The organism is Streptomyces sp. P17 (genome assembly GCF_032436805.1).
Lineage (GTDB): Bacteria > Actinomycetota > Actinomycetes > Streptomycetales > Streptomycetaceae > Streptomyces.
Genome location: NZ_JAVRBF010000029.1, coordinates 63897 through 76177 on the forward strand (window position 1 = coordinate 63897; position 12281 = coordinate 76177).

General features: G+C 70.4%; 9 protein-coding genes and 1 pseudogene. 2 read left to right on the forward strand and 8 right to left on the reverse strand.

The window, feature by feature from the left end; translation table 11 throughout:
• Positions 1 to 208 precede the first annotated feature (208 nt).
• The 3 genes and pseudogenes from RMT89_RS20150 to RMT89_RS20160 form a co-directional block, all read right to left on the reverse strand.
• A pseudogene (locus RMT89_RS20150) lies at positions 209 to 373 on the reverse strand (gamma-glutamyl-phosphate reductase); the annotation flags it as partial.
• Positions 374 to 687: 314 nt separating this feature from the next.
• Complete coding sequence (locus RMT89_RS20155) at positions 688 to 837, reverse strand: hypothetical protein (RefSeq protein ID WP_315885131.1); 150 nt, start codon at positions 835 to 837, stop codon at positions 688 to 690.
• A gap of 366 nt (positions 838 to 1203) precedes the next feature.
• Positions 1204 to 2142 carry a hypothetical protein gene (locus RMT89_RS20160; protein WP_315885132.1) on the reverse strand — a complete coding sequence of 313 codons (939 nt, stop codon included), beginning with the start codon at positions 2140 to 2142 and terminating at the stop codon, positions 1204 to 1206.
• Positions 2143 to 2372: 230 nt separating this feature from the next.
• Here RMT89_RS20160 and fdxA point away from each other — a divergent pair, with 230 nt between their 5' ends.
• Together fdxA and RMT89_RS20170 are read left to right on the forward strand one after the other, a co-directional pair.
• Positions 2373 to 2696 carry a ferredoxin gene (gene fdxA / locus RMT89_RS20165; protein WP_315885133.1) on the forward strand — a complete coding sequence of 108 codons (324 nt, stop codon included), beginning with the start codon at positions 2373 to 2375 and terminating at the stop codon, positions 2694 to 2696.
• A gap of 121 nt (positions 2697 to 2817) precedes the next feature.
• Positions 2818 to 4584: an SGNH/GDSL hydrolase family protein gene (locus RMT89_RS20170; protein ID WP_399498437.1), complete on the forward strand. Its 1767-nt coding sequence runs from the start codon at positions 2818 to 2820 to the stop codon at positions 4582 to 4584.
• A 12-nt stretch (positions 4585 to 4596) separates the two neighbouring features.
• Here the strand turns inward: RMT89_RS20170 and RMT89_RS20175 are convergent, their stop codons facing one another.
• From RMT89_RS20175 to RMT89_RS20195, 5 genes are all read right to left on the reverse strand, one after another.
• Positions 4597 to 5376 carry an exodeoxyribonuclease III gene (locus tag RMT89_RS20175; protein WP_315885134.1) on the reverse strand — a complete coding sequence of 260 codons (780 nt, stop codon included), beginning with the start codon at positions 5374 to 5376 and terminating at the stop codon, positions 4597 to 4599.
• 30 nt (positions 5377 to 5406) lie between these two features.
• Positions 5407 to 6042, reverse strand: a complete 636-nt coding sequence (locus RMT89_RS20180) for an MBL fold metallo-hydrolase (protein ID WP_315885135.1) — start codon at positions 6040 to 6042, stop codon at positions 5407 to 5409.
• A gap of 36 nt (positions 6043 to 6078) precedes the next feature.
• On the reverse strand, positions 6079 to 7392 hold the full coding sequence (pcaC, locus tag RMT89_RS20185) for a 4-carboxymuconolactone decarboxylase (protein ID WP_315885156.1): 1314 nt from the start codon (positions 7390 to 7392) through the stop codon (positions 6079 to 6081).
• Complete coding sequence (locus RMT89_RS20190; protein WP_315885136.1) at positions 7389 to 8621, reverse strand: tyrosine-type recombinase/integrase; 1233 nt, start codon at positions 8619 to 8621, stop codon at positions 7389 to 7391. Before RMT89_RS20190 ends, pcaC begins: the two co-directional genes overlap by 4 nt.
• A 529-nt stretch (positions 8622 to 9150) precedes the next feature.
• Positions 9151 to 12264 (reverse strand): pPIWI_RE module domain-containing protein, encoded by a 3114-nt coding sequence (locus RMT89_RS20195; RefSeq protein ID WP_315885137.1) that lies wholly within the window; start codon positions 12262 to 12264, stop codon positions 9151 to 9153.
• Positions 12265 to 12281: the final 17 nt, after the last annotated feature.

Below are 12281 nucleotides of genomic sequence, written 5' to 3' on the forward strand. Positions count from 1 at the left end.
CCGGTCAGTCGATACTGCGCACGATGTGGAACTCGCCGGGGTCGTTGTCCACTCCGGCCAGGCCCAGCGGTGGCGCCGGAACCGAGCGCCGGCGAACCCTCCGTACGTCGTCCCGGTACACGAGCCGGCCCGCCGGCTTCGTCTTCGTGATGATGCGTATCTGCATGAACGGACCTCCCGTCCAGGGCAGCGGGGCGGCGGTTCCGCCCCTGGTGTGCCCGTCGCCCACCAGGACGTACTTGGTGGTGGTCAACGCGGTCAGCCCCATGGGGCCGCGCGCGTGCAACTTCTGGGTGGGGACGCCGAGTTCGGTGCCGAGACCGAGCTCGCCGCCGTCGGCGAACCGGGTGGAGGCGTTGACGGCGACCACCGCGGTGTCCAGCGAGCCGGCGAACCGGCGTACGGTGCCGGCGAGCGAGTCGAGTTGCTCACGAGTGAGGGTCAACCGGTCCAGCACGGACGCGGAGAGCCCGAGGTCGCGGGCGGCGGCGACATCGCGCTGATTGGCGGCGAGGATGTCGGCGGGGTCGACGGTGAGCCGCCGCGCGATGGCGAGCAGCGCGGCGTTCCGTACGTCACCGGAGGTACCGGCAAGCAGCCGGGCGGCGGCGCGGGAGGCACGGGCAGCGCCGCGTACGTCCCCTTCCGTCACCGCCGGCGCGGGGACGCCGACGGACACATCGGCGGTCATCCCTCACCGCCGTCCCCCACCACCACGTCCACCTGCTCCCCGGCCGGCGGCGCGGGCACGGTCCCCGACAACTCGGCCAACATCACCCAGGCCAGCGCCTCGGCCTCCTCCGCGGCAACGGTGAGACCAGAACCAGTGCTGCTCATACGAACTCCCTGTGGTGTACGACTGCCGCCACAACGCACGGCAAAAGCAACTCAACAACTGGTGAACTCACCTCGGACGAGCCTTACACGAGCCATCAACCGGAACAAGGGCGGTGGATCCGGGGCGCGAGGGGGGCTGGGGTGGGGCTTGAGTGGGGCTGTATGGGGGGGCCGGGGGTGATGGGCGGGCTTCGCAGTGGCAGGGGAGGTAGCGCGGCATCGCGGATGTCGGGCTGATCTTCGCAGCTGCCCGCGGCCGCCGACGGCGGATCCGCCCCGGAGGGGCCACCCGCGACCGACCACGATGGCCGCACGGGTGCTGCGGGTGGGAACACGAAACGGCCGAAGGCGCAGCCGAGGCCGTATCTACCGTCGCGACTCCGACGCCCCCACCACCACCGCCCCCGACCTCCGCAGCCGTATCCCCCGGAAATGCCCCCCAGGCGCCGCCACTTGAGGCCGAGACCCCTCCGGCGCCCCGTCCGTCTCCGCACGAGCCAGGACGAACACCCCCCGCCCCGCGGCCATCGCGGCGACAAGACCGGCAACCACCGTCACCAGCCCCGTCGAGTACCGATCCCCCAGCACCACCACCCCGATCACCACGGCGAACACCGGATTCACCAACGTCACCATGGCAAGCGGAGCCTCCAGCCCACCCCGGTAAGCGAGTTGGCACAGCAACAAGCCCGCCGGCGCGAGAAACAGCACCCCACCCGCGACGAGCACAGCCGACGCCAAGGTCCCAGAACCCGCACCGGTCACCTGAAGCACCGCCGTCTGCGCCAGCGCACTCGCCGCCGCAAAGGCAACCCCCGCAGCAGCCGCGTACGAAAGACTCGCCACCGTCACTCCCCGAGAGACCGCCGCCGCCACAACCGGCACCCCCATCGCCACCCCGGTCAGCACCGCCACCCCGACCAGTTCCCCCGCATCCAGCGTCCGGCTCTCCCCCGCGGACGGCACCAGCGCGAGCAGCCCCACCACCCCCGCCACCGTCAGCCCCGTCCCCGACCACTGCGCCGACGTCATCCGCTGCCGCAGCACACCCGACGACGACAACGGCGCCGCGACCAGGGTCAGCACCCCGAGCATCTGCACGGCGACCAGCGAGCCGTACCGCAGCGCGGCCGTATGCAGCACGGCCCCCAACGCGTTCAGCAGCACCGAGACCCACCACGCCCCCGACCGCCGCAGCCCGATCCCGTGTGGCCCGGCGGCCCGAAGGGCAGCCATCCGCTGCGCAACCGCCGCCGCCGCGTACGCCAGCGCGGATGTCGTACCGAGCACCAGAACCGAGAACACGGTGGGACGTCCTTTCACCGCGCCGGGCACGGAGCAAGATATTTCATTCTCTGTTGAAGTCTACGGACGCTGAATTAATCCCCGCAACCGGCACCGACGGGCACCCGAACGCAGGGCCACAGGAGTTCGAGACGGACTCCATCCGACGTCCACGGGGATTCCTGCCGCGGCACCTACCCTCACCGCACTCACCAGCCCGGCAACGCCACCTGGACCACGGAGAGTCGCTCATGACGTACGTCATCGCCCAGCCCTGCGTCGACCTCAAGGACAAGGCCTGCGTCGACGAGTGCCCCGTCGACTGCATCTACGAAGGCCAGCGGAAGATGTACATCAACCCCGACGAATGCGTCGACTGCGGCGCCTGCGAGCCCGTCTGCCCGGTCGAGGCGATCTTCTTCGAGGACGACGTCCCCGGTGAGTGGGCGGACTTCCGCCGGGCCGACACGGAGTTCTTCGCCGAGCTCGGCTCCCCGGGCGGCGCCGCCAACCTCGGCCCCGTCGACTCCGACCACGCCGTCGTCGCCGAACTGCCGGTGTCGGCCAAGCCGTGACGAACGGGTGAGTTCGTCGTCTGTTCACACGACCCTCGTTGACGTACGCCCGTCACGTCCATAGCTTCGTGCCCGCCTGACATCACGTCAGCAAAGGCTTCGCGGAGGAGAGGGGCGGGACGTGCGGCTGAGTCTTCGGGGCGCGGGGGTCGTGTGCGCGCTGATCGCGGGTCTGCTGCCCGTGTCGGCCGCGACCGCCTCCGCGACGACCGCGGCCGAACCGCTCCCCCTGGAGCGGCTCTTCGACAACACCGCGGTCAGCGAGGACTCCCGCCCCGGCGAGGCGGACTTCGACGGCTCCGGCGCCTCCCTGTCGGCCCGGGACCTGGCCGCCGCCGGCTGGAGCCCCGGCCGCGCGCTCACCGTGCAGGGCGCCCGCCTCACCTGGCCGGACCGCCCCGCGGGCGAGCCCGACAACGTCCTCGCCGACGGACAGAACATCCGTGTCCCCGGCCGCGGTGACGCCCTCGCCTTCCTCGTCACCGGCACCACCGGCGAGGAGGTCACCGGCTCCGGCACGGTCGCATACGCGAACGGCACCCGCACCCCGTACCGGCTGACCGCCCCCGACTGGCGCACCGGACCGCTCGCCACCAAGGCGCTGGCCCTCCCCCACGTCAACACGCCGGACGGCCAACTACCCGAGCGAGCCCGGCTGTACGTGGTGACGGTGCCGCTCGCGGCGGACCGCGAGGTGACCTCGGTACAGCTGCCGCGCGCGGCCGGACTCCATGTGTTCGCGGTGTCGGTGCGCACCGTCACCCTCGGATGGACCGGCAGTTGGGGCACGGCGACCGGCGGCTACGCGGCCGTGGGCCCGTGGACCGACCGGACGCTGCGTCTTGTGGTGTACACCTCTGCGGGCGGGCCACGGGTCCGCGTCCGGTTCGACAACACCTTCGCGGCGGCGCCGGTCCGGATCGGGAGTGCCACGGTGGCGGTCCAGGCGTCCGGCGCCACACCGCAGGGCACACCGGTGCCGCTGTCCTTCGGCGGCGCCCCTGGCACCGAGATCCCGGCGGGCGCGCAGGTGTTCAGCGACCCGCTGGGCTTCCCGGTGCCCGCGGACACGAACCTGCTCGTCAGCTTCCATCTGCCCGGCACGGTCGCGGCGGCACCGGTGCACCGGCTCGCGCAGCAGCGGTCGTATGTGAGTGAGCCGGGTGACCACTCGGCCGACGGCTCGGCCACGGCGTACACCTCGACGTTGACGAGCTGGCCGCTGCTCGCCGGCGTGGATGTGAGCGGCGGACCCGGGTCGGTGGTGCTGCTCGGGGACTCGATCACCGACGGGGACAAGTCCACGCTCGACGCGAACCGGCGCTGGCCGAATGTGCTGGCCTCCCGGCTGCTCGGCCAGGACGAGGTCCCGCGCTACGGCGTGCTCAACCAGGGAGTCTCCGGCAACCGTGTGGTCGCCGACCGCTACCCCGGTGACGGGGTCTCCACCGACACGGCCGGGGTGAACGCCCTCAACCGCTTCGACCGGGATGTCCTCGCCCAGCCGTCGGTGCGTACGGCGGTGGTGTTCGAGGGCGTCAACGACGTGCGCTGGGGCGCGACGGCGGAGCAGGTGATCGAGGGGCTGCGTCAACTCGCGGACCGGGGGCACGCGCGCGGGCTGCGGATGCTGGCCGCGACGATCGTGCCGTGCGAGGGCGAGGCACGGTGCACGGCCGCCGCCGACGCGGAGCGGGTCGAGGTGAACGCCTGGATCCGGGCCACGGGGGTCTTCGACGGCGTCCTGGACTTCGACGCGGCCCTGCGCGACCCCGCGCGCCCCTCGCGCATTCTTCCGGAGTACGACAGCGGCGACCATCTGCATCCCGGCGACGCGGGTCTCGCCGCGCTGGCCGCGTCGGTGGATCTGCGGGCCTTGATGCCGTGAACCGGTGAAGGGCTACACGTCCAGGTCCACCACTACCGGCGCATGGTCCGACGCGCCCTTGCCCTTGCGCTCCTCGCGGTCCACGTACGCGTCCTTGACGGCCGTCGCGAACGGCTCGTTGCCATAGACGAGGTCGATGCGCATGCCGCGGTTCTTCGGGAAGCAGAGCTGGCGGTAGTCCCAGTACGTGAAGGGGTGGTCGTACTTGAGGGGCCGGGGGACCACGTCCGACAGGCCCGCCTCGCACAGGGAGGCGAGGGCGGCGCGCTCGGCGGGGGTGACATGGGTCAGGCCCTCGAAGGCGGCCACGTCGTAGACGTCGTCGTCCGTCGGCGCCACGTTGTAGTCGCCCATCACCGCGAACGGGCGGCTGCCGCCCGCGTCGCCCGCGACGGCCGCCTTCAGGGCCTCGAACCACTGGAGCTTGTAGGCGTAGTGGGGGTGGTCCACCTCACGGCCGTTCGGCACGTACACCGACCAGACGCGGACCGGGCCGCAGGTCGCGGAGATGGCGCGGGGCTCGACCGAGCCGTCGTAGCCGGGGTCGCCGGGCAGGCCCTTGACGACGTCCTCGATCCCTATGCGGGAGAGCACCGCCACGCCGTTCCACCGGCCGGTCGCGTGGACCGCCGACTCATAGCCCAGTTCGCGCAGCTGCTCGGCCGGGAAGGCGCCCTCGGCGACCTTGGCCTCCTGGAGGCAGAGCACGTCGGTGCCGCTGCTCTCCAGCCAGGCCAGGAGCCTCGGCAGGCGGGCGGTGATCGAGTTCACGTTCCAGGTCGCGATGCGCATGCCTGACAACCTACCGGGCGGCACTGACAATCAGACAGCCGCGCTCTGGCCGGGCGCCAGCCGCAGGTGCTCGGCGCCGCCGAGGGCGCCGATCTGGTTGTCGTAGATCGGCCGGGCGAGGTCGGTGAGCAGGGCGTCGTGGATGTCGTAGGCGCGCTGCGGTTCGACCTCACGGACGTACTCGATGACCTCGGAGATCTTGTTCCAGGGGGCCATGACCGGGAGCATCAGCGTCTCGACCGGGTGGTCGGGGACGGTGAGGGCGTCGCCGGGGTGGAAGACGCGGCCGCCGTCGACGAGGTAGCCGACGTTGGTGATGCGCGGGATGTCCGGGTGGATGACCGCGTGCAGTTCGCCGTGGACCTGGATGTCGAAGCCCGCGGCGGTGAAGGTGTCGCCGTGGCCGACGGTGTGCACCCGGCCAGGGAAGGCGGCCGAGATCTTCTCCGCGACCGACTTGAGGGTCCAGATCTCGGCGGCCGGGTTGGCCTCCATCGCGGTGCGCAGCCGCTCTTCGTTGAAGTGGTCGGGGTGCTCGTGCGTGACGAGGATCGCGTCCGCGCCGAGCGCGGCGTCCTCCTCGCTGAAGCCTCCGGGGTCGAGGACGAGCGTGCGCCCGTCCTTCTCCAGACGGACGCAGGCGTGCGACTTCTTCGTGAACCTCATGGCACCATCCTGCCCCCGCGCGGCGGCACAGGAGGCTCACTCGGTGGGCGTGGTCTCCTCGCGGATGACCTGCTGCGCCACCGTGAACGCGCTGTTCGCCGCCGGTACGCCGCAGTAGACCGCGGCCTGGAGCAGCACTTCCTTGATCTCGGTCGGGGTCAGGCCGTTGCGCAGGGCGGCGCGGACGTGGAAGGCGAGCTCCTCCAGGTGGCCGCCGGCGACCAGGGCGGTGAGGGTGACGCAGCTGCGCGAGCGCCGGTCGAGGCCGGGGCGGTCCCAGATCTCGCCCCAGGCGTAGCGGGTGACGAACTCCTGGAAGTCGCCCGAGAACTCGTCGGCCTGCGCCAGCGCCCGGTCGACATGCGCGTCGCCGAGCACCTCGCGGCGCACCTTGATCCCGGCGTCGTACGGATCGGGCCGTCCGCCCGGCATCGGGGCGGGGACCGCGGCCGGGGCGATCTCGGCGATGGGCGCGGGTCCCGGGGGCGCGACCGGCGCCGGAGCGGTGAGGACCGGCTTCACGGGGGCCGCGGGGATGGCGACCTGGCCGGTGGCCGAGCCGTAGGCGGGCTGCCAGGCCGTGGAGAAGTGTCTGACGAGCAGATCGGTGACGGCGGCGGGCTGCTCCACCGGTACGAGGTGGGAGGCGCCGGGGACCACGGCGAGCCGGGCGTCGGGGATGCCGGCGACCAGGGTGCGGGCCTCGGCGGGGCCGGTGACCTGATCCTCGGAGCCGACCAGGACGAGGGTGGGCACGCCGACGCTGTTGAGCTCGGTGCGCACGTCGAAGGAGGCCAGCGCCTCGCAGGCGCTGATGTAACAGCCGGGGTCGGTGGTGCGCACCATCTGCACGGCCCAGTCGGTGATGGCGGGCTGGGCGGCGGCGAAGCCATGGGTGAACCAGCGCTCGGGCGAGCTGCGGGCGATGGGGTCGAGGCCGTTCGTCCGGACGATCACCCCGCGCTGCCGGAACTCGTCGGCCGTGCCGAAGCGGGGCGAGGCGGCGATCAGGGCGAGCGAGGCAAGCCGCTCCGGGCGGCGCAGGGCCAGCTCCACGCCGATCGCGCCGCCGAGCGCACAGCCGGCGTAGCCGAAGCGCTGCACTCCGAGGCCGTCCAGCGTGGCGAGCAGCCGCGCGGCCAGCTCGGCGACCGAGCCCGCGGGGTACGCCGGGGCGCCGCCGTGCCCCGGCAGGTCGAACCGGAAGACCCGCCACTGCTGCGTCAGCTCGGGAACCTGGCGGTCCCACATGTGCCATGTAGTAGCGAGAGAGTTCCCAAGAATCAGAACCGGGGCGTCTTCCGGCCCGTCAAAGCGGTATTGCAGGGTGTTCGTCGTCGTCGCGCTCACCCACTCACGCTCCCACATCTCACATTCTCCTCGTGAGCGGGGGCAGCGCCACTGGCCAAACCTCCCCACGCATCCGCCGCCGGACGCAAATCCTCCACACCGGGCTTCACGTACCAACGCTGTGTGGTCTCTACGTTGGTGTGCCCCGCCCACCGGGCAAGGAGGTGGGGCGGCACCCCGTTGTTCGCGAGGTAGGTGAAACAACTCGCGCGAGCGTCGTACAAGCGGACTCGCCGCAGCGCGTTCTCACTCATGACCTTGTACGCCCGTTCCCGCAGCTGCCGTCCGTTGAGCACCCCGCCGAGTTCGTCCACGACGATGTACCCACTGGCTTCGTACCGCTCCCCGGCCGCCCGCCTCTCAGCCATCTGCACGGCCTGGAAACGCGTCAGCGCCCCCCTGACCAGATCCGGCAGGGGAAGCTCCCGCTCCCCTGCAAGTGACTTCGTGTCCTTCTCCACCACGGTCTTGTTCCCCATCAACGTCCGGGTGTTGGCGATGGTCAGCATGGCCCTTTCCAGGTCGACGTCGGCCCAGCGCATGCCGCAGATTTCCGCCGGCCTCAGGCCCATCAGGGAGAAGAGAAACGGGGCGTACAGGCGGTCGTCCTCGACCGCGCGCACGAAGGCATGGACCTCCTCGACATTCCAGGGCGGCACCAACGTCCTGGTCTTGCGCTCCGCCTTGCGTACCTTCCGAGGGATCGTCACCCCCTGGGCGACGTTCACCTCGACCAACCGCCGCTTCACCGCCCGGTTGAGTGCCTCCTTCAGTCGCGTCAGGGACATCTCGACCGAAGTCACACCCAGGCCCGTGCCCGCCTTGCCACCGCGGGTCCGCCCTTCCCGAAGCGCCCACTGCATCCACGCCTCGACGTGATCCTCGGTGAGTTCTTGAAGCCGAATCTGCCCGAGCTTCCCGCGAACACGGTCCAGGGTCATCCTGTAGCTGTATACGGTGCTCTCTTCCAGGTCTTCCGACTTCTTGGCGAGCCACTGATCGAGCCACTCGTTCACCGTGATCTCATGGGCCGGCACCAACGCCGCGTCATAGCGACGATTTGTGATACGCGCGTACTCGGCCTTCGCCTCGCGCAGCGTGCCGAAGGTCCGAGTCACCTGCTTACGCTTCCCCGTGACGGGGTCGGCCCCAACATCGACCACGAACCGGTACCGGACCTCCCCCTTCGCATTCGGCGGGAGCTTCTTGATCGGAACGGACAGAACCACTCACTCTCCTTGATGGTGCGCACACTCCACATAGCCTGAGGCGCCGCCGCGTGTCAGCAAAAGGCGCCACGGCCATCAGGGCTGCTCCCACCGGCACGCGTGGCCAGGTGCAAAGCAGCACCGAACACCTCAAGGGTCTGCACAATCCCCGGTTTCGGTAACCGGGGATCACCTGCTATGTATCGCCCAGCACAACGACAACCCGCCCCTCACTCCCTGCTTCCGCCTCAGACAGGAGGCCAGGGTCGAAGGGCGGGGATCACACGAACCGCGGAGGCCACCGCCGCGGCAAGAGCGGTATCTCGTCCGATTCGCTGCCCATGAAGTCATCGGCATCACGGCGGTTGCAGACGCCCGGCCCCCGGTTTCCCGCCCTCAAGCCGGAGATCGAGCCCGCCGCTACCAACGGTGCCTCTTCGAAGGGGACCGGCCGTGCATCACCAGCGCAGGAAGCATGATCGCCGTTCGTGTAAAGCGCGCCGCAGAAAAACGGCAGAGCCGGTGGGGGGTGCCAGCGCTCCATCACCTCTCAGGGGAACAAGGCGAGCTGTTCGTCCTCCGGTGCTTGCGCGAGGCCGGGATCCTCTGCGTATTCCGGGTCCAGGTCTGCCGGCTCGGTGTCCATGCCTTCCTCGATCACGCCCAGCGCCGCCGCTACGCGCTGCCCATTGACGTTGCCCGCCGCCTCGGCGGTGGCCAGCTCCTCCAGGGAGGATTCCTCATCCTCAGCCGACTCTGCCTCGGCGACCGTAGGCAGTACGTAGTGCTGGGCGAGGCTCGCGAGGTGCAGGGGCAGGGGGAGGGAGAGTGCGTCCAGGTAGTCGGGGGCTTGGCGCAGCTGGTGCACCGCTAGAGCGAGTGCTTCGGGTGAGTCGCCGGCATCCGCGTGGCAGCCCAGGACTGCGATCTCCACTAGCCCGGGGTTCCAGGCCGGGATGTGTGTATCGATGGTGGGTTTGCCCTTGTTGGGTCCCTGGCGCAGCGGCCGGGGCGCGATTTTGTCAGCCTCGACGGCGGAGTCTCGGAAGGTGCTCGCTTTGGGTGTGGTGCTGTAGAAGACCCGGCCCGAGGAGCGTGCGGCATCTTCGTCCTCCACCCACAGCCCCTGGGGCAGGCCATTCACTTCGCCGGGAGAGGCGTTGCCCCACCATTGCGGGGTCTCCCGCCCTGCTGCCGTACGTACGCGAATCAACCGGAGATCGGGGTCGAGTCCCACCGGCTGCGCGTGCCCGGTCTTGATCAGGTCCCGTTCAGTTCGGCCGTCCTGAAGCCACGGCCAGTGCAGCCGACTGTTCTGCGAATGGGTCAGCAATGCGGTGGGTCGGCCGCGAAGAGAGCGGACCATTTTCTGGAGGTACCGGGCGGTCGCCCTGCGCTGTTCGTCCATGTTCTGCTGCCAGACGCGGTACTTCGAACGCTGCTGCGGTACGGAGGCGACGGCTTCGGTGTCCGTGGGCGTCGCGGTCTCGGTCTCAGTGGGTTCGCTGACCTCCGGGATTTCGGCTGTCTTGACCAGGCCGAGCAGGAACTGGGGGTAGGGAATCCAGCGTCCCGTCCGCTCGTCCCAGCCTGTGACGGCCGCCAGGCCGCTGCCCGGTGCCAGCGGTGTGACCATGACGGCCACCGGGGTGTGGCGGGGCAGTCGGGTGGGGCCGTCCTTGCGCCGCTTGACCATGTACGTGGCGACGTAGCGCAGGTCCTTGGGGATCGCTTCGCCGAGCGTGTGCTCGGGGAGGACACGGACGCCGTACTGGCGCAGAGCGTCTTCCCAGCCCGAATGGACCCGGTGGGAGAGGCTCTTCTCGCTGTTGTAGCCCTTGGCCTTCTTGGGGACGAGTGCGAATTGCGTCAGGACGCCCGCGTCCGCGCAGCCCAGCCGGAGCGCGTATTTGGGGTCGTCCAGACGGTGGGCGAAGTCCTGGCGACGGTCGATCTCTACGAGGGCGAAGCTGGGGTGGAGCGGGTCAGCTCCGTCGTCGGCCAAGAATGCGGCGGCAGTCTTCCGCCGGGCGTTGATACCGGCCTCCAGGGCTTTGCCCCTGGGCCGCGCTGTGGGGTCGATGCCCAGGGTGTCGGTGATTCCTGCCGTGGTGCGCAGGCAGCGGAGGCGGAGAGTGAGTTCCGGGGCCTTCCATTCGAGAGTGACAGGGCTTCCGGGTGCGGCCTGCTCGTATGCGTCCTCGGCAGTGACTGGCTCTGGGCGTCTTCCGTCGCCGTCCAACCCGAGGACGTCGGCGAGGGCATCGATGGCTGCGTCCCGGAACGACGGGCTCTGCCACAGCAGTCTGGCTTCGACGAGGCACCCGGCTCCCGTCCCCTTGATCGCCTCGGCGGGGTCCTGTCCCTGGTTGATCCTGGCTGCCACCGCGAGTGCGGTCCGGCGGGCGCGGGCTTCGCGTTGCGCCTCCGCTTCCTTCTCCGCCGCCTTGGGCTTGGGCCGGGCATTGGCGGGGGCGCTGCTGCCGGCGCTCGCCCGGCTGAGGGAGGGGACCCGGCGTAGCTGCTCGGGCAGCGCCTGTTCGGCCCACTGAACGATCTGTGAACGCTGGTGTGACATTAGGCCGGCACCGATGCCGTGAGCACCCATGTGTGTGCTGTGGACGACAGCGGCGCGGGTACCGTCCCCGTCGCCGATCCACTCCTCGGGTGTGGCGAGCAGGCTGGCGGGGTCGGGGAAGGGACGGTTGAGCGCCAGCCTGCCCAGGATCTGGGCGGGGCCGTTGTTCTTCCAGGCATAGCTCTCGATGCCGCGATCCCAGGTCAGCCGGGCCACGGCGTACCGCTCGCTGGTGGGTGCTCCGGGGAGCCAGGGGATGCCGGGCAATAGGTAGACGGAGGTGTCGCGGCCATACGGCAGCCGCAGTCGCTGCTTCCTCGCGTCGAGGCGAGTTGCCCAGCGGCGTACTCCGGTGTGCAGGTGGAGACGGGGGCGAGGGTCGAAGGGGACAGTGTGTAGCGAAATGTTGATCACGAGGGAGAACCACCACTCGCGCCCCTTGACCACGTGCGAGAGCGGCTGCGAGAGGAGTTCCGCTCCTTGCTGGCGCGGGCCTCGCGGCACGGCCCGAAAGTGCAGGCTGCCGGCGCTGTGCTCGTAGGGCCCCAGGGCGAGGACGCGCCGGGCCAGGGCATCGGTTGCGAGTTGGTATTGCCGGTCACGCGGAGCCGCGGTTCCGCCGTCGGTCGTGGGGCAGCCGAGGAGGTCGACGGTGACGTCCTGCCACTGCGGCGGGCAGGAGCGCAGCGCCGTATGGGTGTCCAGGACCGCCCGGTGATGTGCGGGTTCGGGGCGGAGGTCTTGAAGCCAGGCGCCGCTCAGTCGGTCCAGGGTGTCGCCGGGAAGCGGGTGGGGGGTGTCGGAGGGGGTGTAGAGCCAGAAGTCCTCGGCCAGCTGCTGGGGGTCGCGGGGACGGCCGCGGACGACCAGATCAGGGGCGAGGCTCTGCAGAACTCCGTTGAACCTGGCGACGGGCGCAGCGCGGTAGGGCTCGGCCTCTGGGGGACGCCCTAGGTTGCAGAGGTCCAGAACGCTCTCGTGCCACTGCTCCGCAAAGGTCAGCGCCCGATAACGAGCGGTCCAGGGGGCGGTGTTGGGCTTCAGAAGGTAGGCAGCCCGGCTTGCGTCGCGGTACTTGGCAGCCATGGTCTTTGCAGTCTCCT